This window comes from Pseudomonas sp. Q1 (assembly GCF_009935975.1).
Lineage (GTDB): Bacteria > Pseudomonadota > Gammaproteobacteria > Pseudomonadales > Pseudomonadaceae > Aquipseudomonas > Aquipseudomonas palleroniana.
The window spans coordinates 83211-103947 of the sequence record NZ_QODI01000013.1 but is presented as its reverse complement, the minus strand read 5'-3'; the positions used below and the strand labels follow the sequence as shown (position 1 = coordinate 103947).

Annotated in this window: 23 protein-coding genes and 1 tRNA gene; 15 read left to right on the top strand and 9 right to left on the bottom strand. The window is 57.4% G+C overall.

All coding sequences use genetic code 11. From position 1 onward, the window contains the following. Nucleotides 1–71: 71 nt before the first annotated feature. Genes gpM through DK870_RS20890 form a run of 3 tightly spaced genes read right to left on the bottom strand, consistent with a single transcriptional unit; the run spans nt 72 to nt 2735 of the window. Nucleotides 72–797, bottom strand: a complete 726-nt coding sequence (gene gpM, locus DK870_RS20900; RefSeq protein WP_161549559.1) for a phage terminase small subunit — start codon at nt 795–797, stop codon at nt 72–74. After that, nucleotides 794–1813: a phage major capsid protein, P2 family gene (locus DK870_RS20895; protein ID WP_161549558.1), complete on the bottom strand. Its 1020-nt coding sequence runs from the start codon at nt 1811–1813 to the stop codon at nt 794–796. Before DK870_RS20895 ends, gpM begins: the two co-directional genes overlap by 4 nt. A gap of 1 nt (nt 1814) precedes the next feature. Continuing rightward, complete coding sequence (locus DK870_RS20890) at nt 1815–2735, bottom strand: GPO family capsid scaffolding protein (RefSeq protein WP_161549557.1); 921 nt, start codon at nt 2733–2735, stop codon at nt 1815–1817. A 161-nt stretch (nt 2736–2896) separates the two neighbouring features. Between DK870_RS20890 and DK870_RS20885 the strand changes: the two genes are divergently transcribed. The 3 genes from DK870_RS20885 (at nt 2897) to DK870_RS20875 (ending at nt 6052) form a co-directional block, all read left to right on the top strand. Beyond that, entirely contained in the window at nt 2897–4948 is a 2052-nt protein-coding gene (locus DK870_RS20885) for a terminase large subunit domain-containing protein (RefSeq protein WP_161549556.1), read from the top strand. Beyond that, on the top strand, nt 4860–5738 hold the full coding sequence (locus DK870_RS20880) for a phage portal protein (RefSeq protein WP_178126891.1): 879 nt from the start codon (nt 4860–4862) through the stop codon (nt 5736–5738). The genes DK870_RS20885 and DK870_RS20880 overlap by 89 nt, the downstream gene beginning before the upstream one ends. Before the next feature lie 65 nt (nt 5739–5803). Next, nucleotides 5804–6052 (top strand): ogr/Delta-like zinc finger family protein, encoded by a 249-nt coding sequence (locus DK870_RS20875; RefSeq protein ID WP_161549554.1) that lies wholly within the window; start codon nt 5804–5806, stop codon nt 6050–6052. Between the two features lie 61 nt (nt 6053–6113). Here DK870_RS20875 and DK870_RS29400 read toward each other — a convergent pair whose 3' ends face one another. Together DK870_RS29400 and DK870_RS20870 are read right to left on the bottom strand one after the other, a co-directional pair. Continuing rightward, on the bottom strand, nt 6114–6290 hold the full coding sequence (locus DK870_RS29400) for a hypothetical protein (protein WP_178126888.1): 177 nt from the start codon (nt 6288–6290) through the stop codon (nt 6114–6116). Between the two features lie 100 nt (nt 6291–6390). After that, nucleotides 6391–6738, bottom strand: a complete 348-nt coding sequence (locus tag DK870_RS20870; RefSeq protein WP_161549609.1) for a helix-turn-helix domain-containing protein — start codon at nt 6736–6738, stop codon at nt 6391–6393. A 92-nt stretch (nt 6739–6830) separates the two neighbouring features. Between DK870_RS20870 and DK870_RS20865 the strand changes: the two genes are divergently transcribed. From DK870_RS20865 to DK870_RS20830, 9 genes are all read left to right on the top strand, one after another. Continuing rightward, nucleotides 6831–7031, top strand: a complete 201-nt coding sequence (locus DK870_RS20865; RefSeq protein WP_161549608.1) for a DNA-binding protein — start codon at nt 6831–6833, stop codon at nt 7029–7031. A gap of 29 nt (nt 7032–7060) precedes the next feature. Continuing rightward, the gene (locus DK870_RS20860) at nt 7061–7540 is read left to right on the top strand and encodes a YmfL family putative regulatory protein (protein ID WP_305987605.1); all 480 of its coding nucleotides are present in this window, start codon (nt 7061–7063) and stop codon (nt 7538–7540) included. Beyond that, nucleotides 7537–7773 (top strand): hypothetical protein, encoded by a 237-nt coding sequence (locus DK870_RS20855; RefSeq protein WP_161549552.1) that lies wholly within the window; start codon nt 7537–7539, stop codon nt 7771–7773. The genes DK870_RS20860 and DK870_RS20855 overlap by 4 nt, the downstream gene beginning before the upstream one ends. Before the next feature lie 74 nt (nt 7774–7847). Then, on the top strand, nt 7848–8081 hold the full coding sequence (locus DK870_RS20850; protein WP_038451200.1) for a hypothetical protein: 234 nt from the start codon (nt 7848–7850) through the stop codon (nt 8079–8081). 4 nt (nt 8082–8085) lie between these two features. Then, on the top strand, nt 8086–10884 hold the full coding sequence (locus tag DK870_RS20845) for a toprim domain-containing protein (RefSeq protein WP_161549551.1): 2799 nt from the start codon (nt 8086–8088) through the stop codon (nt 10882–10884). Nucleotides 10885–10899: 15 nt separating this feature from the next. Then, a complete protein-coding gene (locus DK870_RS20840) occupies nt 10900–11193 on the top strand; it encodes a hypothetical protein (protein WP_161549550.1) in 294 nt (97 codons plus the stop codon). 65 nt (nt 11194–11258) lie between these two features. Further along, a complete protein-coding gene (locus tag DK870_RS20835) occupies nt 11259–11507 on the top strand; it encodes a hypothetical protein (protein WP_104994561.1) in 249 nt (82 codons plus the stop codon). After that, entirely contained in the window at nt 11500–11670 is a 171-nt protein-coding gene (locus DK870_RS29395; RefSeq protein WP_178126887.1) for a hypothetical protein, read from the top strand. The genes DK870_RS20835 and DK870_RS29395 overlap by 8 nt, the downstream gene beginning before the upstream one ends. Before the next feature lie 106 nt (nt 11671–11776). Next, nucleotides 11777–12940: an Arm DNA-binding domain-containing protein gene (locus tag DK870_RS20830; protein WP_161549549.1), complete on the top strand. Its 1164-nt coding sequence runs from the start codon at nt 11777–11779 to the stop codon at nt 12938–12940. Nucleotides 12941–13349: 409 nt separating this feature from the next. Here the strand turns inward: DK870_RS20830 and DK870_RS20825 are convergent, their stop codons facing one another. Both DK870_RS20825 and DK870_RS20820 read right to left on the bottom strand, forming a co-directional pair. Continuing rightward, on the bottom strand, nt 13350–13679 hold the full coding sequence (locus DK870_RS20825) for a hypothetical protein (RefSeq protein ID WP_161549548.1): 330 nt from the start codon (nt 13677–13679) through the stop codon (nt 13350–13352). 850 nt (nt 13680–14529) lie between these two features. Continuing rightward, a tRNA-Ser gene (locus DK870_RS20820) sits at nt 14530–14619 on the bottom strand. A gap of 336 nt (nt 14620–14955) precedes the next feature. On the opposite strand from DK870_RS20820, the gene DK870_RS20815 reads away from it, so the two are divergent. From DK870_RS20815 to DK870_RS20805, 3 genes are all read left to right on the top strand, one after another. Continuing rightward, the gene (locus DK870_RS20815) at nt 14956–15642 is read left to right on the top strand and encodes a crotonase/enoyl-CoA hydratase family protein (RefSeq protein ID WP_161549547.1); all 687 of its coding nucleotides are present in this window, start codon (nt 14956–14958) and stop codon (nt 15640–15642) included. 217 nt (nt 15643–15859) lie between these two features. After that, entirely contained in the window at nt 15860–16582 is a 723-nt protein-coding gene (locus DK870_RS20810) for a 1-acylglycerol-3-phosphate O-acyltransferase (RefSeq protein ID WP_090369161.1), read from the top strand. Between the two features lie 142 nt (nt 16583–16724). Then, nucleotides 16725–17696 (top strand): magnesium and cobalt transport protein CorA, encoded by a 972-nt coding sequence (locus tag DK870_RS20805; protein WP_060756258.1) that lies wholly within the window; start codon nt 16725–16727, stop codon nt 17694–17696. Here the strand turns inward: DK870_RS20805 and DK870_RS20800 are convergent. Then, nucleotides 17693–18418 (bottom strand): amidotransferase, encoded by a 726-nt coding sequence (locus tag DK870_RS20800; protein ID WP_161549546.1) that lies wholly within the window; start codon nt 18416–18418, stop codon nt 17693–17695. The genes DK870_RS20805 and DK870_RS20800 overlap by 4 nt on opposite strands. A gap of 171 nt (nt 18419–18589) precedes the next feature. Continuing rightward, nucleotides 18590–20737 (bottom strand): 3-hydroxyacyl-CoA dehydrogenase NAD-binding domain-containing protein, encoded by a 2148-nt coding sequence (locus DK870_RS20795; RefSeq protein WP_161549545.1) that lies wholly within the window; start codon nt 20735–20737, stop codon nt 18590–18592.

The window sequence follows — 20737 nt, the reverse complement described above, 5'->3', positions numbered from 1 at the left end:
CTGTTTTCAGTGGGACGATCCATAAATGGGCGGCTCACTTCCACAGGTTCCCGCTGGGGGGGGGTAGTCGGTTATTCGGTGGCCGGGGTAGCGGCCGCTTGTTTTGCCAGGGCCTTGCGGACCTTTTTGATGCGCGTGTCGTTGCCTGCCTGGGCGTAAAGCTCAGTGGAGCGCTCCAAATGCTTGAGCGCGGTTTGCCACTGCTCGGCCTCCATGGCGCGCATGCCGATCAACTTGTGGTACTTGCTCGGGATCTGCTCCGTCAGTTGCCATTCGCCATCTACACGGGGCAGCAGGTCGGACAAATAAGGCTCAGGACTGCGGCCGGCGTTGTACTCGGCATAAGCCCACTCGCACACGGCGTCGGCCACAAAGGTCTGGATGTCGCGGCGCTTGAAGCGCTCCGGCATCTGTTGGCCCTGCTCCATCAGGAAGTCGGCCAGCTCCAGTGCGTCATCAAACTGGACGGTATCGAACAGCCAGACCATGACCTGCACTGCAACGCGATTAGGGAAGTTCAGGCCCGATTCGCAGTAGCGTTGGACGTATTCCTGATACTTGGGCAGCAGCTCTTCGCGCTTGAGGACCTGACGCCCCGCCAAGCCATTGATGGCGCTGATTCGCTCCAGGTCCTGGTCCAACGCCGCTTCCTGCAACAGCAAGTGCTTGCGCGCATTCGCGGGGCTGCTCAGGGCCTCGGCCGGGGAGTACGGCAGGGATGCGGCAGATGCCGCCGCCACTACCGTTGCACCACCCAGCGCCAAGGTGCGGCGCTTATGCGCGAGAGCCAGGCTCACTTCACCAGCTCCACATTTTCAGTCATGGCGAACTTTTCCAACTGCTCGATCACGTAACCTTCGTTGCGGCTGTTGTAGTCCTCAACACGGGAGCGCTTCGGGTTGTCGATGGTCTGTTTGCGCCAGCTGGAGTCCTGGTAGTAGATCGACAGGTTGTCGAAGCTGGTAACCACCACCCCGTTGACGGGGAAGAAAGGCACGCTGAACGCTGGCAGGCCACCGTAGGTCGCGATCACCTGGGCGTCTTCGATACGCTCTTTCTCAGTCGGCACGTCGCCTTGCTTCGCGTACAGCTTCGCTTTGTCAGCGGCCAACAGGTCGGTGCCGATGATCGCGATCAGGTCGCCGGCATCACGCAGGCGTTCGTCCACCAGTTGCTTGGTGTCGTGCACCAGGGCATCAAGATTGGCGTAGTCGCCGCCGGCGCCGAGGGTGACTTTGCCGACAACCTTGCCTTCCTTGAGTACCTGGGCCGGGATCTGCTCACGCGCCTGTTGCAGCCAGCCCTTGTTCACGTCCTGCAGCATTGGGTACTTGGTGATGTCGGTCTGCTGGGCAGCGTGGGTGCCGTGGAAACCCACCATGATGCGGTCCAGGGCGATCTGCTTTTGTACGGCTGCCGAATAGCGCTGATGGAAGTCCGGGAACTTGGCCCAGGCATCGATCTTGGCGTATGGCATGCCCACATCGGATTCGGTCGACGACAGTTCGTAGGTCGACTGATCCAGCGCGGAGGCGTCTTTGGCTTCACGATCGGTGGTTTTGGTGTTGGTTCGTCCGGTGACTGGACCCGACACGCCAATGAAGACTTTCTGGCCCTTGATCTCGCTGACCGGAATGATGTTGATCCGCTCCAGGAAATCGGCCTTCGCGGTAATCGCGTCGTTCAGTTCCTGGGCAATGGTCGGATCGACGCTAAAGTGCCTGCTGGCCAGCTCCACGCCATAGCTTTCGGCGATGGCCAGTTGCAGTTCGGCGTACATCTTGGCGCCGTAGGCGCTCAGTGAATGGGCCATGTCAGAGTATCCGCTTCTTGTCAGGGGCTACTGGGCCGGTATTGCGCGGAAGGTGGCGACCGGCCGATTTGTTTTGCAGCGCGCTGAATTGCTTCTGCAGATCCGTCAGTGCCGCGAGAACGGCCTTGTTCGAACCGCCGCTACGGCGGAACTCGCGTTCTTCCTCGGCTGTAGTGACGATCTCGTCTACGGCCACGCTCACATCGTCGATGGGCGCCTGGTCGGGTTCTGGTGCCTCTGCGGCGGCGGGTTCAATCACAGCTTGAATGCCGGCAGCGACGACAAGCAGCTGCTCCAGCAGGGCTTTGAGGGCCGTTGCGGTAGCTTCATCCATTGGGGGTTTGCTCTCTGTTTGGGGTGGAGTGGTTTCGGCGGGTAACGCATCAGCGGCGAAACGCTTGAAGAAGCTGGTCAAGGCATGAATCAGCCCCGTTTCGGCGGTGCTGGGGCTGTCGTCCTGCAGGCGGCCGAGTTCGACCGAGGCGGCGTAGTAAGAGGCGCGGTTGTTCTTGTGCGAAAAGTAGAGTTCTTGGGTGCCCACGCTGGCGGGCTCGTCGGTAACGCCCATCCCGGTTAGGTAGGCTTTGCCCTTACCTCGGAAGTCAGGGGTGATCTCAATGCTGGTGAACAGCTTCTGGCCCTGATCATTCAGGTACAGCAAGCGATCGTTGGGCTTCAATTGCGCTTCCAGCGCCACTTCACCCGGCTCCAGGTCTTCGGCTTCTTCAACCAGGCGTACGGCGTAGACGGTGCCGTGGGAACCTGGCCAGCGCTCGTGATCGCACCAGATCACTGCTGTGTAAAAAGACGGTTTGTAGGTTTCAGCGATATCGCGCAGTTCCTGGGGAAGGATCACGCGCCCATCAACGGTGGCTCCGCTGGTGGCGACACGTTTCCAGAACGAAACAAGGGAACGGGGCATGGGTTTGACTGCGCTCAATCACTGAATGAGCCGCCACGATAGGGAGCCGCCACCCCTCGAACAAACGGTTCAAATGCGCGTTTCTCCTATATCCGCCATATAGGTGAATCGCGGAATTTAACCCCGCGTTCCCAGCGTTTTCGCCGCATAGACTGCGGCCCATGTACTACTCGACCGAAGTTAAAGAAGCCGCCAAACGCCTGTTTCTGCGCCGCTGTAAGGCCAAGGAAATTCAGGCGCAGCTCAACCTGCCCAACATCCGCATCGTCTACTACTGGATACGCCAGGGCGGGTGGGAGGACATGCTGTCGGACGAGGAACCGCTGACTGCTGTCGGCCGGCGAATCACCCTGCTCCTGGACAAAGCCAGCAGTCTGACCAAGGACGAACTCAACGAGCTGGACCGGCTGACGACTGTGCGCGAACGCCTGTTAAAGCAAGCGATCAAACCGTCGCCGGCTACTGCCGGAGAATCAGCCGGCGAGCCCCAGGAACGCCGCCAGGGCGGGCGTAGCGAACGTTCGGGTCGTGGCGATAGCGCAGGGAAGAAACGCGAGAAGAAAGCCAAGAACAACATCAGCGGGCTAACCGAAGTCGACTTCCTGGATAAGTTCATCAGCAAGATGTACCGCTATCAGCAAGAGCTGTTCGCGGCCAAGCAAAACCCGCTGACGTGCCGAATCCGCAACATCCTGAAAAGCCGCCAGGTGGGCCTGACGTACTACTTCGCCGGCGAAGCGTTCATGGATGCGGTACTGACTGGCGACAACCAGGTGTTCCTGTCCGCCAGTCGCTCGCAGTCGGAGATTTTCCGCAGCTACATCATCCAGTTTGCGAAGCAGTGGTTCGACATCGAGCTGACCGGCAACCCGATCACGCTCAGCAACGGCGCCGAGCTGCGCTTTCTCAGCACCAACAGCAGCACCGCTCAGGGCTACCACGGCCACGTCTATGTCGATGAGTACTTCTGGATACGTGACTTCGAAAAACTCAGCACCGTGGCCAGCGCCATGGGCACCCACAAGAAGTGGCGCAAAACTTACTTCTCGACGCCCAGCGCGGTGTCACACCAGGCGTACCCGTTCTGGTCGGGCGAGGAATTCCGCAACAGCAAACGCGGCAAGAAAGCCGGCGGCGTTTGGCCTACCGAGGCGTCCTATACCCAGGGCGCGCTATGCCCTGACGGTCAGTGGCGCAAGACGATTACCCTGGACGACGCCATCGCCGGCGGCTGCGATCTATTCGATCTGGAACAGCTGCAGCTGGAGTACGACGAAGACAAATTCCAGCAGCTGTTCTACTGCAAGTTCATTGACAGCAGCCAGAGCGCGTTCGGCCTCAAGGATCTGGAGCGGTGTTATTCCGACCTATCATTGTGGGAGGACTACAACCCGGAACTGGATCGACCGTTCGGCAACAGTCCGGTATGGCTTGGCTACGATCCGAGCCGTACCCGCGACGACGCCACCTGTGTGGTGGTCGCCCCGCCACTAGAACCCGGGGCGAAATTCCGCATCCTGGAGAAGCACAGCTGGCGTGGGCATTCGTTCACCTTCCAAGCAGCCCAGGTCAAAAAGCTTACCGAGCGATTCAACGTGCAACACATCGGCATCGATATCACCGGTGTGGGCTATGGCGTATTCGACCTGGTGCGCGACTTCTACGCGAAAGCCACGCCGATCCATTACAGCCTGGAGACCAAAAATACATTGGTGCTCAAGGCCCAGGACACGATCCAGGGCAGTCGCATCGAGTGGGACGCGGGCTGGACCGATATCGCTCAGGCATTCCTGACCATCAAGCGCGGCACCACCACGAGCGGCCAGGTCACCTATAGCGCATCGCGCACCAACGCCACCGGCCACGCCGACATCGCCTGGGCGGTCATGCACGCCCTGGCCAATGAACCCCTCAACACCAACAAGCGGCGCCGTAGCCGCTACGTCACGAGCGGAAACAATGCCCAAGCCACGACACAGAAAGCCCCAAGCCAACCAGCAGACACGACAGCAGCAGCCCATGCGAGCGTTCACCTTCGGGGAGCCGGAACAGGTGCTGTCTGGCAACATCGGCGAGTACCTGGGGGTATTTCTCAGCGACGACGGCGAAATCTACAAGCCTCCAGTGTCGCGGGCGGGCCTGGCCAAGTTGTTACGCGCCAACGCGCACCACGGCGCCATTCCCAAGTTCAAACGCAACCTGCTGTTGCGTGAGTTCATCCCGTCCGAAGGCTGCAGCACGCAGACCATGGGCCGGGCGAGTCTGGATTACATGGTGTTTGGCGAGGCGTATTTCTATCGCGATACCAATGCCTTTGGCGAAGTGCTCGAGATGCAGCACCTCCCCGCTATCAACATGCGTGTGAAGGTCGACGGCGGGTTCAGGATGCTGCTGCCAGACAGTAAGTACATGGACTTTCACCAGGACGAAATCGAACACGTCCTGGACTACGACGTGGAACAGAACATCTACGGCGTGCCCGACTACCTGGGCGGCCTGCAAGCGCTGTTGCTCAACGAAGCCGCCACCCTCTTCCGCCGCCGCTACTACAGCAACGGCGCGCATGCGGGTTACATCTTCTACACCAACGACCCAGACCTGACTGAGGAAGACGAAGAGAACCTACGTGCACAAATCAGCGCCAGCAAAGGCGTGGGTAACTTCCGATCGATGTTCGTCAACATCCCCAACGGGAAGGAAAACGCGATTCAGATCATTCCCGTGGGGGACTTTCAGGCCAAGGACGAACTGGAGAAGGTGAAGAACATCACGCGCAATGACGTAATCGCGGCGTGGCGTATGAACCCAGCCCTAGCCGGGATCATCCCGGAAAACAACGGCGGGTTTGGGGATATCGAGAAGATCGATCGCGTTTACACAAGCAACGAGATTCGGCCGATTTGTCAGTTGTTCGATCAACTGAATGCAACGCTTCGAAGCGACAGGAAAATAAACTGGTTAAAGGCAAAAGATACAGCAGATAACACTCAGATAAAAAGCTAAAGCAGCTATTACCACTGAAAAATATGGCAAAATAATGGCTATTGGCTGCCCTGGGGAGGGACACAATGAGAGTTGTATGCAAATGCGGAAATAAGGGCCGGATTGTTTCTCGAGAAGAGTTATCGCGGGATTTCGCAAAGCTTTATTGCCAGTGCCTCGACGCAACGTGCGGGCACACATGGGTAGCGAATTTGACGTTTTCGCACACGCTCAGCCCATCCGCTCAATCCTACGAAAAAATGCTGTTTGATCGTTTGAGGGATATGCCTAGGGCGAAACAGAGGGAGCTATTCGAACAACTTGGCGCTGCTTGATAAATATGGAAGCGCCAGCCACATAGGGTCGGCGCATGCTTTCGGCGTTATGCCAAATTTCTTATTCGACGTTAGAGGGCTCAGCGAGATAACCGGCAATTCGTCGCACTTGTTTACGGTCTTTTTCTGATATTTGTCGGTATAGCTTGATAAGGCGCACCTCCAATGCCGTCAGCTCCAGCCATTCACGACCAACCGAGTCGCGATAACTGTTTTCCAATTTCTTGCGATCCAACATGCGTACTGCTCCGTTATTGCGTTTGCTGAGTCGACGGTATTGGGCAGTTATCCCAAACGTGACGCAGCAATTTCCTCGGAGATACGCAAATTGTTACAAGTTAATGGCGATGTTCATCCGCCTCCGCAGCCATGGACTTAACGATTCGACGCACAGTTTTTTGATCATCCGGGGGCAACCGCCTGAACTGCTCGACCAGGTCAGCTTCTGCTGGATCAAGGCCCTGACTAGGTGGCGGAGATCTATGTCCAGAAAGAACGTAGCCCGCGTCAACCTTGTGCTCCGTCAATGCAGAAACATAGCGCAGGTCCAGTGAATTGGCGCCTAACTCATAATTTTTTTGAGTTCCACGGCTGACTCCTAACAACGTCCCAAAATCCGTTTGATTCAAACCTAAGCGCTCGCGCTCTTCTCTTAGGCGATCACTTACTCCATCAGCTATGAGCATTTTTTTATTCACCACACTTTACCTGATCAATTTTTTGACCAAGAATCGCCACAGACAAACAGAAACAACCACAAACAAACAGAGTAGACATGATGCCCGCCACCATTACACCCGAGCAAGCCCGGGCCGCTCTTGATCACAGGGGAGTGAGCATCGCGGAGTTCAGCCGTCAGCACGGATTGAATAAAAATTTAGTCAGCGACCTATTGAACGGTCGGATCAAAGGTCGCCGGGGGGAGGCACATCGCGCCGCCGTGTTACTCGGTATCAAAGACGGCGTAATTGCACAGTAATGGTCAGGTCTCTGAGGGAACAGCAGAAGATGAAAAATCAGGTTCTAAAAACACGCAGGGAAGTCGTCAGTGCAATTATTTGCACCTTCGAAGGTGGCCGCGAACGCGCCGCTGCTCACATCGGCCTGCCACTCAAAAAGTTTGATAACCACGCTTACGAGAACAACAACTGCCGCCCGCTGACGGACTTGCAGATTTTCGACCTGGAACAAGTCACGGGCACGCAGCACCTGGCCAATTACGTTGCCGCAATGTACGGCGGTATGTTTGTACCAATCGTCCATCCAGAAAACTTGGACAACGTTGAGATGTATGCACGCGCAGTGCAGACCTCAGCCAGGCGGGGCACAGTGGATCAGATCATTGCCCAGGCGCTTGATGACGGAGTGATCACCGAGGCTGAAGCCGAACGGATCCTGAACGCTCATATCTTGCACATGGCCGCACGCACTACCGAAGTCCACGCCGCTATCGATCTGTACTGCGCCAAATCAGGGAAAGGCCAATGAACACTCAACCCAACACCCTGGACTACCAACAATGCGTACAGAACGCTGCACTGGCATTTCTTGAGCGCCATCAAGCCGAACACCTGGGCGACACACGGGCACTACACCGCCGTGTAATCGATCACTTGATTGACCGCTTCAACGTGTCCGAACTAGTGGCAGACAAACTGACCGCACTCGCCTACACCGAGCTGGTGGACATCGCACGCTGTAAGCGCCCCGCCAATCCGTAACACCTAACCCAACCAATCGCCGCCCCCACGTGCAGTGGGTTTGGGTGAGCTGCGCCCGAAATTGAGGTTTAACGATGACAAACGCCGTAATTGTCACCACACAACTGCCCCCAGCCGAGGCCGAAGCGTTGCTGGCCAACCTGCGTGAACAGTATCGCTTGAGCCTCAACGAACACTGGTACGACGACCAATTCCGCCTCGTAGCGGCCGGTCTGCGTCACGGCGCGATTCTCGCTCACATTCCGGTTATGGCTGCGCAAAAACGCCTTATGGCAGCCCTGTCCCACAGCCTTAAAGCAGTGAAGTAACCCCATGAAAGAAGATCTTCGTCACGACGTGCTGCAACGCCTGCAGGCCGACTTCGGGCTCAAGCACCGCACGGGCACAGACTATATGCGCGGCGGCACCTGCCCGAAGTGCAAAAAGAAGGAGCTGTATTCACGGTTTGATACGCCATGGATGGTGATTTGTGGTCGCCCTGAAAAGTGTGGCCATACCCTGCACGTAAAAGAGCTTTACGACGATCTGTTCGAAGACTGGAGCAAGCGAGCGCCGGCGACAGACCAGCATCCCAACGCAACAGCACGCGCCTATCTAGAGTTCGCCCGAGGCTTTCGGTTTGAGCTGATCCAGGGTTGGTTCACCCAGGAAACGTTCTATTCCGTTGAACACAACGCCGGCAGTGCCACTGTTCGCTTCGCCCTGGAGAAAGGTGGCTGGTGGGAACGCCTGATTGATCAGCCTCACCGCTTTGGAAAGATGAAAGCCCGCTTCAAGTCCAAGGACAGCTATCGCGGCGTTTGGTGGTGCCCGCCCTGCGTCGACCTGCTTGAAGCCAAGGAAATCTGGATTGTTGAAGGCATCTTCGACGCCATCGCCCTGGTGCACAACGACATCGCCGCCGTGTCGGCCATGTCTTCCAATGCGTTCCCCGGGGACTCACTCAAGGCACTGATTAACATCCGCGAGGGCGGGAAGTTGCCGAAGCTGGTTTGGGCGCTTGATAACGAGCCCGGCGCCAACGCCTACACCCGACGTTGGGTACGCGACGCCCGTGCCCTGGGCTTTGTGTGTGAGTCTGCGCAGATCCCGCAACGCGACGGCCGCAAAGCGGACTGGAACGACCTTCACCAACGCTGGAGCTTCATTCAGGACGACACTAAACGCGCTGATCAAATCGCCACCGACCTCAAACAAGCCCGACACCTGGGCGCCCTGCTGCTGGCTGAAAGCGCGGCGGAAAAAGCATTGCTCATGTACGACTGGAACAAGCGAGGGGAATTTCACCTGGGCTTTGGGAACCGCCTGTACTGGTTCAAATTGGACATGGAGAAATTCAACCGAGCCATGTCCGACATCGAGGACAGCGAGAACCACGACGACCAACTGCTTAACCAAGCTCAACAGCGCGAAAAGGCGCTGCAGCAGTCCGGCAGCGTTGTGGAGATTGCCAATTGCTACCCACAAGCCCTGTATTTCCAGCGTAACGAGGTAACGGACGAGTCCTGGTACTACCTGCGCGTGGACTTCCCCCACGACTCTGAAAGCGTGAAAAACACCTTCACCAGCGGCCAGCTGTCGGCCGCCAGCGAATTTAAAAAGCGCCTGCTCGGCATGGCAGCGGGAGCGATGTTTACCGGCAGCGGCCAACAGCTCGACAAGCTTATGAAAGATCAGCTGTTCGGCATCAAAACCGTCTCGACCATCGACTACGTGGGCTACAGCAAGGAATACGCTTGCTACGTCTACGGCGATATCGCGATCAAGGACGGCATTACCTACAAGGTCAACAGTGAGGACTATTTCGAGTTCGGCAAGCTACGCCTAAAAACCCTCCAGAAAGGCGTTCCCATCAAGCTGCAGCGCGACGCAAAGGGCTTTGATGAAAAGTGGGTGCAGTTGCTGTGGACTTGCTTTGGCGCTCAAGGCTTTGTCGCCCTGGTGTTCTTCTTCGGTTCGCTGTTCTGCGAGCAGATCCGTGCTCGCTACCAGTCTTTCCCGTTCCTGGAGGCCACCGGTGAAGCCGGCGCTGGCAAAACAACCCTGCTGAACCTCCTTTGGAAACTCCTCGGCCGCGAAGGCTATGAAGGCTTCGATCCGATGAAATCGACCAAGGCCGGTCGCTCTCGACTGATGGGCCAGGTCTCCGGCATGCCGGTTGTATTCCTGGAAGCCGATCGCCACAGCGATGATCGGGCACACGCTAAAACCTTCGAATGGGACGAGCTGAAAGACTTCTTCGGCGGGGGAACCTTGGCGACCAAGGGCGTCAAGACAGCCGGTAACGAGACGTACGAACCGCCGTTCCGGGGGACGATCGCTATCAGCCAAAACGCGGCCGTAGTGGCCCACGAAGCGATCATGACTCGCATTGTAAAACTGCACTTTGTACGCCCGACCGTGACCCTGGAAAGCCGTGCTGCAGCTGACCAGTTGAACGCACTGGATGGCGGCACCCTTAGCCATTTCCTATTGCGGGCCGTGGGCAAAGAATCCGCGGTGCTTGAGCTGTTCGCTCAGCGTATGCCACAACACGAAGCCAAGCTGCGCCGCCTGCATACCCATTGCTTCGCCTGTGGCACCACCTACAACAGCGACGCGGGCAACTGCAACAGCTGCGGCTATGACTTGCGTGGCTATATCCGCGTCGAGCGCATCAGCAAGAACCACGCGCAACTGCTATCGCTGCTGGATAGCCTGCGCCTGGTGCTGAAATTGAGTGATCCCCAAGTCGCTGCCACCCAACGCCAGATCGTGCGGATGGCTATCGAGCGTCAGACCTCGATCAGTTCCGACCATTCAGCCGTGGCCGAGTTTTGGGAGGTCTACGACTACCTCGAATCCTTAAGCGAAGACCCAGTGGTCGACCATAGCAGCGACCCCACCGTGATCGCTATCAACCTCAACGAATTCTGCGAGCGCGCCGCCGAACACAAACAGAAGTTGGCAGACGTGGCCACGTTGCGCGATCTGCTCAAGGAGTCCCGTTCCCGCAAGTTTCTGGACAGCAACAAGGCGGTGCACAGCGCTGTTCGTGCTGCTTTCAACAACCGCAATCCGTGTTCACAACCCCGGCCGACCACAGTTAAGTGCTGGACATTCAAGGCGTAAAGGAGAGCAAGACCGATGCAAATCCAAGTGTTTATGGGCAGTGCCAGCGAAGGAAAAACCAGCAAGCTCCAGTCAGTTCAGGACCGTCTGGACTTTACGGGAGAAAGCGCGCCGATCATCCGGGCTGAGGCTTATGGGGAAGATGGCTTGCTGGAGATTTTGGAGGTCCGCGCAGCCGGTGGCCAGCGCGAAATATTGGTGGACGACTGCAGCCGGCAACAGATTCTGAGGGTGCTGGAATGGCAATCATGTGTCGAGCATGAGCCAAATTTTGGTGACCTGGTGATCCACCTGGCCCGCAAGGACTGACCTTTAAAAAACAGTGCCGAGGAGTTGCAGCTCCTCGACACCCAACCGCAACAAAGGGCTATACCATGCAAGCACAGAACCTAAGCAGCGGCGCCGCGAAGGCTACCACACCGGCGCGGCACCTGGTGGCCACCGCGATTATCGGCGCGGCAGTCATCGGCTACCTGGTGCACAAAACCCCGGAATCACGCACCCGCCTTGAAAGCCTGAGCCAGATGGCCAACACCCTGGGCGAACTGAGCGAAACGGATGCGGCAGTCGTCGCTCAACTGCTCGCCAACAACGCATCCCGGGGGGCGGCGCGCCATGCCTAAGCAACCCCATTCGACCCGCGCACGACGTTTCCCCTGGAACATCGACTACACCAGCATGTGCGACCAGTGCGATCGGTGGCGTGCGCAGGGCAACCACGAGCAATGCAGCCGGCAACGCCAACGGCTGAATGCCCATCTACACAATCACAAGCCTAAGCGTTAAGCCGCGTCCACCAGAAGACGCGCTTCTAAATACTTGGCCCGGAAACGGGCCTTTTTGTTTCCGATCGTCAGACTGTCGCTATACGAGTACAGCGTTAGGGGTTTACATGAGTGGGGTCGAAGCTCGCGGTAATTCCGTGAGAATCTATTTTCAATACGACGGCGAAAAATGCCGCGAATCGTTACCTGGAGGAAACACACCGGCGAACGTTGCCCAGGCCAAGCGCTTGCTCGCCATCATCGAATACGAAATCCAAGCAGGCACCTTTGACTACGCACGCCACTTCCCCAATTCAACACGGCTGGTAGAAAACACCTTCGGCCATTACCTGGACATCTGGTTGCGGATCAAAGCCAACAGCGTCGCGGCATCGAGTTACCGAGGTTATGCCAACAAGGCCGAAGTACATGTACGACCGCGCTGGGGCAAAGTGCAGATCAACGCGATCGATCACCTGGACCTGCAGGAGTGGATACAGGGGAAGCTGTCCAAAACCCTAAAAAACAAGACCATTCGCGACATCATCAGCAACGTGCGCCAAGTGTTCAGGCTCTACCGTACGCGCATGAAAGTCGCGCACGATCCTACCGAAGGCTTGATGGTGCGCCTGCCCGATCCCGAAGCACCGGACCCGTTCACTCGTGCGGAAATCAAACAGATCCTCGACACACCGACCACTCGTACGCTTGAGTTACTGATGGTGCAGTTCATGATTTGGGCCGGTCCTCGGGTGTCTGAAACCATCGCCCTAGCATGGGAAGACGTCGACCTGGAACAAGGGATGGTGACCTTTCGTCGATCGAAGGTACGCGGCGCCTATCGAGTGACGAAGACCCGGCGCTCGATGCGCAAGGTTCGCCTGTTGACGCCGGCGTGGGAGGCGTTGCGGAAGGTCGATGCACTGACCCGCAAAAGAACAGCCGAAACCGTTGAAATCGTAGAACGGGACAATAAAACCATACGCCGGCACACGCTGCATTTTGTGTTTTTGAACACCAAAAGCGGTTTGCCGCACGCCAACGATTTTGTCGTGCGTGACCGTTTTTTTAAAGCTCACTTGCTCGCGGCCGGGGTCCGCTATCGTGGTCCTGGGCAATGCCGGCACACCTACGCCAGTCAGTTGCTCACGACGGGTATTGCCTCAATCGATTGGATCGCTGAACAGATGGGGCACACCAACGGCAACATGATCCGCCAGCACTACGGAACGTGGATCAATGAGGACGGGCCAGATGTGGTCGGGATGCTGCAGCTAGCGTTGAGGCTCTAGCCTTCAGAGTTCAACGCTAAAGCCTTTAAGACCGATGCTGTCGGCAAAACGGCCAATGGCAGTCAGGCTGGTCCAAACACGTACTGGCTCACGCCGGGAACGCACAACCATTAAACGCGATGCAGGGTGCCCCAGTCGAATTGAGAGGGTCCACATCGCGTTATCGCCGTTAAGTCGACCGACGATGACGTCCCGTATCGCGTGGTGGCTGACCAAGGCTTTCAGTGTGTCGGATTGGATCGCACCAGCGCTCATGTTTCTAAGCCTAGAAAACGCACTGCGTGTGCATCATCGGTGGCCAAGCGGGTTACCAATAAATTTTTAGCTCTAACGAGCAGCACAATTAGCTCGCTGGTGAGCGAACGAATTACGTTTGGCAGGCTGGGCCTAACCGGTGATTCCAAAATGCTCATTTTGGCTTGCTGCTTAGTTCCGCATGCATCATCAATTCTGCCTTGCTGATCAACGCTGTCATCGCTTGGTATCCCCGAATGGTGATTATGTCGCCGGCCAGCAAGCCTAGTGCAAAGCCACGCGCGACGCTGGCAGTATGCACTAACATCTTTTGATTAGGCGCACGTTCAATTGACTGCAGCACCTTTTTCCACTCTCGGCGTAGCAATGTCGTAGCCAATTCGACTTGCAGCACCGCGACGTGGTTCGCGTCATCTACCGGTTCGGAGTCATAAAAATACACGATAATATTTTCCGATTGCGGGAGGAAGAAGCCCAGCGTCATACCACACAGCCGGACTAAGGCATACCAGTCTACGGGGTTCTGGTTTCCACAAGCAAATAGAAAAGCCCCCGCACCTAGTCAAAGTGTGGGGGCTTTTTTCACATAAGCGGCGTTATTAATAACGGTAATTCGTCGGAAGCCCCTTAAATAAAATAAACATGGATGGGAACACTATATACTTTTAATAATACCTAAATTTGTGAGATTCCAATGACAGCCCAAGACGATGTAATTGAGTGGAACAGCCGGTGGCAAATATCTAATGGCGTCATCTCCTGCAGAAGATGTCATGCAGAACAAATCGAGAATGTAACCGCGGAGGTGTTCCAGCACGCCACGACCTGCTGGCTGCATGGGCAGCAACACAGGCCATGGGAGGAGCTAAAGGCCATCGCGAAATCACTTCAATCCTCTTAACTTAGGATGGCTACCGCCACTTCCGTAGTGATTTGCGATGCAATTCACTAGCTATATGATGAATTGGCGCGCATCCAGCGGCAAAGATTGTACAGAACGCAGGTTTGTTTCTTCAGGACTCAGCAGAGCTGCCACTTCGGCAAATGCAACACGTCGACCCTGACTATCGCCTACTGAGCAGAGCATCAGCTCGGGCTCCCTTCCCGCTTTAATATCTGGATTGCACATCCGACCAGATCCCGCCAATAACGAATCTGCAAAGTAGATGGGAGGTTGTTTGCGCCGTGTCAAATAGCTTGCCTCAAATGATGCAATTCTGCACCAAAACAGCGCACCAGTCCCATGGCGGTCCCATGGCGCCTTTTTTTGAACGCCAAAAACCACAAACCCCCGACTTTCTCTAGGAAAATCAGGGGCTTGCGTTTTCGTAATTTGGCGGTGAAGGAGAGATTCGAACTCTCGATACAATTTCTTGTATACACACTTTCCAGGCGTGCTCCTTAAGCCACTCGGACACTTCACCGTATCTCGTCAAACCAGTTCAGTCTGTCGAGGCGCGCTAATGTAGTCGAAAGCCTTTCCGATGGCAAAGGTTTTTTTCAGAATTTTCATGCGGTTAGACGGTTATGTCATAACCCGCCTGGTCAGGGGCGGTGATTCTGCCATTCTTGGGCATGGGTAGCGTGAGCCTGGGACGCTCGGTGCGCCCTGCTCCGGGCCGTCTAAGCTTGGGTGTGGCGTAAAAGCCTGACTGGGTAGTCAGTCACGGCGCTTTACCGGGGCGGGCGTGGTGGGTAACGTCTGCGTATGCATTTCTATCCATAGCTTCTCTATAACAAGTCTTACAAGGAACCGCGTCATGAGTGAGTTGATTGCCTACCACCTCGAAGACGGTATCGCGACCCTGACCTTGAGCAACGGCAAGGTGAATGCCATTTCTCCGGCGGTGGTCAGTGAGTTCAATGCGGCGCTGGATCAGGCCGAGAAAGACCGGGCCGTGGTGGTGATCACCGGGACGCCGGGGATACTGTCGGGGGGTTATGATCTGAAGGTGATGACCGCCGGCCCCAAAGAGGCGATCAGCCTGGTGACGTCGGGCTCGACGTTGGCGCGTCGTCTGTTGTCCCACCCGTTTCCGGTGATCGTCGCTTGCCCTGGGCATGCGGTGGCCAAGGGCGCGTTCCTGTTGTTGTCGGCCGATTATCGGATTGGTGTGGAAGGCCCGTTCAGCATCGGCCTGAATGAAGTGGCGATCGGCATGACCATGCACCACGCCGGTATCGAATTGGCGCGGGATCGCCTGCGTAAGTCGGCGTTCCAGCGTTCGGTGATCAACGCCGAGATGTTCGACCCGCAGGGCGCCTTGCATGCCGGCTTCCTGGATAAGGTCGTCGCCCCCGAAGAGTTGCACGCAGCGGCCCTGGAAGCGGCGCGTCAGTTGAAGAAGATCAATATGAACGCCCACAAGCACACAAAGCTGAAAGTGCGCAAAGCACTGCTGGAGGCGTTGGATGACGCAATCATTCAGGATCAGGGCATGTCCTGAGCTAAGTCCTCACAACTGCAGCATCAGAGCCCGACCTTGAGTCGGGCTTTTTCTTACAGATAAATCAGAATCATCTCTAGGCGCTCTAGTCGGGCGATGTCGGCGCATATTGAAACATGTGCTTAAACATCGCCTATCTCCCACGTCTGCAGGGGCAATTGCCGAACCCAGTGCACACCCGTACACTGCGCCACCCTTGTACCGATGGACCGTGTCGATGCTTTTTCTGCTACGTATGCTGTTGATGGGCCTGCACTTTATCGTCGCCGGTGTGCTGGGCGTAGTGTTGGGCCTTTGCCGTCCGTTCAACCCGGACAACAGCCGCCTGTGCGCCCGCCTCTATGCGCTGCCGGCCATGTGGCTCTTGGGGCTGAACGTGAAAGCGCAGGTCGACTCGCTGCGCAACAAGCCCGGCACCTGCGTGATCATCGCCAACCACCAGTCCAACTATGACCTGTTTGTGTTCGGCACCGTGGTGCCTCACCGCACGGTGTGCATCGCCAAGAAGAGCCTGAAATGGGTGCCGCTGTTCGGCCAGTTGTTCTGGCTGGCAGGCAATGTGCTGATCGACCGAGGCAATGCCTACAAGGCACGCCGGGCAATGCTTACCACCACCCATACGTTGCAACATGAGAACACCTCGATCTGGGTGTTCCCGGAGGGCACACGCAACCTGGGCAAAGGCCTGTTGCCGTTCAAGAAAGGCGCATTCCATATGGCGATTGCGGCCGGAGTGCCGATCGTGCAGGTGTGCGTCAGCAACTACATCACCCATATGCAGCTCAATCGCTGGAACAGTGGGGATGTGCTCATACGGTCGTTGCCGCCGATTCCTACGGTTGGGCTGACTTCGGATGACATCCCCCGGTTGATGCAAAGTTGCCAGGTGCAGATGGATGAATGCATCGCGCAGATGGATCGCGAGTTGCGAGCTGCTTGAACACCGCATGGGGGGTGCTTCGCCCCCCAGCGCGAGCAAGCTCGCTCGCCACAGAAAGCTCGTCGCAATGACAGCTACGACGGAACGTCATTCAGGCTAAGCTGCCCAACATCTGTCATCCCAATAAGAAGCGATCAGCACCATGGGTAGAGTTGTTGCGGCTGCCGTCTACAGCGCCGGCAAGAAAGTCACCGATATCACCCTCGACGAAGGCGCCGCCTGGGCCGCCAAACCTGACCACTTTGTATGGATCGGCCTGGAAGCACCCAACGCTCAAGAGCTGGCCAACCTGCAACGCCAGTTCAACCTGCATGAACTGGCCATCGAAGATGCCCTGGAAAAGCACAGCCGCCCGAAGCTGGAAACCTTCGGCGATGCACTGTTTATCGTCACCTACTCACCGGTGCGCGAGAACGGCAAGCTGGTGTTTATCGAAACCCACATCTTCGCCGGCAACGGCTACATCATCACTGCGCGCAATGGCCACTCGGCGTCCTACGGGCTTGTGCGCCAGCGCTGTGAGGCGCGGCCACTGTTGCTGGAGCATGGGGAAGATTTCGTACTCTATGCGCTGCTGGATTTCGTCACCGAGAATTACCAACCGGTGAGCGAGGCGATCCATGCCGAGATCGATGAACTGGAACGCAACGTATTGTGCAGCTCGCTGAATGAGCGTGATATCCAGAACTTGCACGGCTTGCGCCGCGATGTGCTGCGGCTCAAGCGCTACGTCGCGCCGATGGTGGAGATCAGCCAGGAGCTGCAGAAGCTGAGCTTCCCGTTCATCGACAAGAACATGCGCCCGTATTTCCGCGATGTGCAGATCCATGTGACACGGCAAATGGAAGACCTCACCACCCTGCGCGATATCGCCAGCCAGACCATCGAGATCGGTGTCTTGCTGGAGGCTTCGCGCCAAAGCGTGGTGCAGCGCAAGTTCGCCGCATGGGCGGCGATTCTCGCCTTCCCCACAGCGGTGGCGGGGATCTACGGGATGAACTTCCAGAATATGCCCGAGCTGCAATGGCACTACGGCTATTTTGCAGTGCTCGGGTTTATCGCGGTGGGCTGTACCGGTTTGTGGGCCAGCTTCAAGCGTTCGGGCTGGCTTTAACGCTTGGCCTCGGATTGGTGGGCCACGAAACGCATCATCCATTCCGCCACGGTGACGCCGTGGTGGTCGCGCTCCAGGCTGGCGACGCCATGGTTGTAGACCTTCTCGCCCAAGGTCGTCTGAAGAATCTCCAACAGCTCGCGGGAATAGTCATGGACAAATTCCGGGTGGCCCTGGAAGCACAGCACCTGATCGCCAATGTGGTACGCCGCAAACGGGCAAAACGCGCTGGAAGCAATCACCGTGGCGTTTTTCGGTAGCGTGGTGACCTGGTCCTGATGGCTGATCAATAGCGTCAGTTCTTCCACTTCAGGGCTCATCCACGGCGCCTTGGCATCGAGCTTGTAATCGTGGATGCCCATGCCCCAGCCCTGGCCCGCGCGCTCGGTCTTGCCGCCCAGCAGCAGCGCCAGCAATTGGTGGCCGAAACAGATACCCAGCAGTTTGTCGCCGCGCTCGTAACGCTCGAGCAGATAGGTCTTGAGAGTCTGGATCCAAGGGTCGGTGCCAAAGGAGTCGGCCTTGCTGCCAGTGACCAGGTAGGCATCAAACACTTCATCTTCCGGCGGGTATTCGCCCTGCACAACGTTGTAGACAACGAATTCGGCGGCAATCGGCTGCTTGGAGAACAGGCGCTTGAACATCTGCCCGTACCCTTGGTATTGATCGATCAAGCCTGGACGCAGGATATCGGTTTCCAGGATACAGACGCGTAGCGACATAAAAAATACCTGACACGGTGATGGGAATAATGCACACCCCAGAGCCTGCCCTGAAACACCCTCCAAGGCAAGCCCTTGTGGGAGGGGGCTTGCTCCCGATAGCGGTGGCACAGTTACTGACTCGTCAGCTGATACATCGCCATCGGGAGCAAGTCACCTCCCACATTCAGATCACCGAAATATTTCGCCTTGTGCAGCCTTTTCCAGCAACAACGCCGGAGGAGAGAACCTTTCCCCATATTGCTCCGCCAGGTAGCGCGCCCGGGCGATGAAGTCGTTCAACCCATACTGGTTGATAAACTGCAACGCACCGCCACTCCACGCGGCAAAGCCAATGCCGAAGATCGAGCCCACATTGGCATCCGCCGTGGACATCAACACCCCCTCCTCCACACACCGCACGGTTTCGATGGCCTGGATAAACAGCAGGCGGTCACGTACATCCTGTGGCGAAATTTGTTTACCCGGCTGTTCGAAACGGGCTTTCAGTTCCGGCCACAGGTGTTTCTGCCCGCCTGCCGGATAGTCATAGAACCCACCACCCGCTGCCTTGCCGGCGCGTTTGTACTCATTCACCAGCAGGTCGATCACCCGCGTTGCCGGATGCGTCGGCATCTCCTTACCTTCGGCCTGCAGATCCTTGGCCGTTTGCTGTCGGATATGGCTCATCAAGCTGAGCGACACCTCATCGGACACCGCCAACGGCCCCACGGGCATGCCGGCCTTGCGCGCTTCGGTCTCGATCATCGGTGCGGCCACGCCTTCACCGAGCATAGCGATGCCTTCATTGGTGAAGGTGCCGAACACCCGCGAGGTGAAGAAGCCACGACTGTCGTTGACTACAATCGGGGTTTTCTTGATCTGCAGTACGAAATCAAAACCTCGGGCCAGGGTTTCGTCGCTGGTGTGCGTGCCCTTGATAATTTCCACCAACGGCATCTTGTCCACCGGGCTGAAGAAATGCAGGCCCAGGAACTTGCCTGGATCGGGCACGGCGTTGGCCAGGCCGCTGATGGGCAAGGTGGAGGTATTGGAGGCGATCACCGCGTCGGCGCCGACGACGCTTTGGGCGGCGGCCGAAACCTGGGCCTTGAGCTCGCGGTTTTCAAATACGGCCTCGATGATCAGGTCGCAACCGGCCAGATCGGCATCAGAGGCCGTAGGATGAATACGCGCCAAGGTGGTATCGCGCTGCTCGGCGGTCAATTGCCCACGCCCCACCTTCTTGTCCAACAGCGCGGCTGAGTGCGCCTTGCCTTTCTCGGCGGCGGCGAGGTTGATGTCCTTGAGCACCACGTCGATGCCCGCACTGGCACTGACATAAGCGATCCCCGCGCCCATCATCCCGGCACCGAGCACGCCGACTTTGCGTGTCACGTAAGGGGCAAAGCCTTGGGGGCGCGAGCCACCGGCGTTGATTTCGTTGAGCTGGAACCAGAAGGTGCCGATCATGTTCTTCGCCACCTGGCCGGTGACCAGTTCGGTGAAGTAACGGGTTTCGATCAGGTGGGCCGTGTCGAAATCCACCTGCGCACCTTCCACGGCGGCGCAAAGGATTTTTTCCGGAGCCGGAAAGCAGCCGTTGGTTTTGCTGCGCAACATCGATGGTGCAATCGCCAGCATCTGTGCAACCTTGGGGTTCGACGGCGTACCGCCGGGGATTTGATACGCCTTGTTGTCCCAAGGCTGCCTGGCCTCGGGGTTGGCGAGAATCCAGGCGCGAGACTTGGCCAGCAGTTCATCACGGCTCAAGGCCAGCTCATTGATCAAGCCGGCTTGCAGCGCCTGTTGCGGCCGCAGTTTTTTACCTTCCAACAAATACGGCAGGGCCTTTTCCAGCCCCAGCAGGCGCACCATGCGCACGACCCCACCACCGCCCGGCAACAGGCCCAAGGTGACTTCCGGCAAGCCGAGCTGGGTGGATTTATCGTCCAGTGCGACGCGGTAATGGCATGCCAGGCAAATCTCCCAGCCACCGCCCAGGGCCGCGCCATTGATCGCGGCCACGACCGGTTTGCCGAGGGTTTCCAGGCGGCGCAACTGGGCCTTGAGCACGCGCACACCGTCGTAGAAATCCTTGGCGTGGTGCTTGTCGACCTGGATCAGCTCATTGAGGTCGCCACCGGCAAAAAACGTCTTCTTGGCCGAGGTGATGATCACACCGGCAAGGCTGTCCTTTTCCGCTTCCAGGCGCGTGACCGCGGCCGCCATGGCCTCGCGGTACGCGGCGTTCATGGTGTTGGCACTCTGGCCGGGCATGTCGAGGGTCAGTACCACAATCTGGTCCTGGCCTTTTTCGTAACGAATAGCGTCGCTCAT

Bases quoted from the DNA above. Each gene is read 5' to 3' on its own strand.
- DK870_RS20860 (WP_305987605.1), top strand. From the start codon at position 7,061: ATGAAAAATCAGGTTCTAAAAACACGCAGGGAAGTCGTCAGTGCAATT.
- DK870_RS20810 (WP_090369161.1), top strand. From the start codon at position 15,860: ATGCTTTTTCTGCTACGTATGCTGTTGATGGGCCTGCACTTTATCGTC.
- DK870_RS20800 (WP_161549546.1), bottom strand. From the start codon at position 18,418: ATGTCGCTACGCGTCTGTATCCTGGAAACCGATATCCTGCGTCCAGGC.
- DK870_RS20795 (WP_161549545.1), bottom strand. From the start codon at position 20,737: ATGAGCGACGCTATTCGTTACGAAAAAGGCCAGGACCAGATTGTGGTA.
- DK870_RS20840 (WP_161549550.1), top strand. From the start codon at position 10,900: ATGCAAATCCAAGTGTTTATGGGCAGTGCCAGCGAAGGAAAAACCAGC.
- DK870_RS20890 (WP_161549557.1), bottom strand. From the start codon at position 2,735: ATGCCCCGTTCCCTTGTTTCGTTCTGGAAACGTGTCGCCACCAGCGGA.
- DK870_RS20875 (WP_161549554.1), top strand. From the start codon at position 5,804: ATGAGAGTTGTATGCAAATGCGGAAATAAGGGCCGGATTGTTTCTCGA.
- DK870_RS20850 (WP_038451200.1), top strand. From the start codon at position 7,848: ATGACAAACGCCGTAATTGTCACCACACAACTGCCCCCAGCCGAGGCC.
- DK870_RS29400 (WP_178126888.1), bottom strand. From the start codon at position 6,290: ATGTTGGATCGCAAGAAATTGGAAAACAGTTATCGCGACTCGGTTGGT.
- DK870_RS20825 (WP_161549548.1), bottom strand. From the start codon at position 13,679: ATGACGCTGGGCTTCTTCCTCCCGCAATCGGAAAATATTATCGTGTAT.
- DK870_RS20895 (WP_161549558.1), bottom strand. From the start codon at position 1,813: ATGGCCCATTCACTGAGCGCCTACGGCGCCAAGATGTACGCCGAACTG.
- DK870_RS20830 (WP_161549549.1), top strand. From the start codon at position 11,777: ATGAGTGGGGTCGAAGCTCGCGGTAATTCCGTGAGAATCTATTTTCAA.
- DK870_RS20855 (WP_161549552.1), top strand. From the start codon at position 7,537: ATGAACACTCAACCCAACACCCTGGACTACCAACAATGCGTACAGAAC.
- DK870_RS20845 (WP_161549551.1), top strand. From the start codon at position 8,086: ATGAAAGAAGATCTTCGTCACGACGTGCTGCAACGCCTGCAGGCCGAC.
- DK870_RS20835 (WP_104994561.1), top strand. From the start codon at position 11,259: ATGCAAGCACAGAACCTAAGCAGCGGCGCCGCGAAGGCTACCACACCG.
- DK870_RS20885 (WP_161549556.1), top strand. From the start codon at position 2,897: ATGTACTACTCGACCGAAGTTAAAGAAGCCGCCAAACGCCTGTTTCTG.
- DK870_RS29395 (WP_178126887.1), top strand. From the start codon at position 11,500: ATGCCTAAGCAACCCCATTCGACCCGCGCACGACGTTTCCCCTGGAAC.
- DK870_RS20805 (WP_060756258.1), top strand. From the start codon at position 16,725: ATGGGTAGAGTTGTTGCGGCTGCCGTCTACAGCGCCGGCAAGAAAGTC.
- DK870_RS20870 (WP_161549609.1), bottom strand. From the start codon at position 6,738: ATGCTCATAGCTGATGGAGTAAGTGATCGCCTAAGAGAAGAGCGCGAG.
- DK870_RS20815 (WP_161549547.1), top strand. From the start codon at position 14,956: ATGAGTGAGTTGATTGCCTACCACCTCGAAGACGGTATCGCGACCCTG.
- DK870_RS20865 (WP_161549608.1), top strand. From the start codon at position 6,831: ATGCCCGCCACCATTACACCCGAGCAAGCCCGGGCCGCTCTTGATCAC.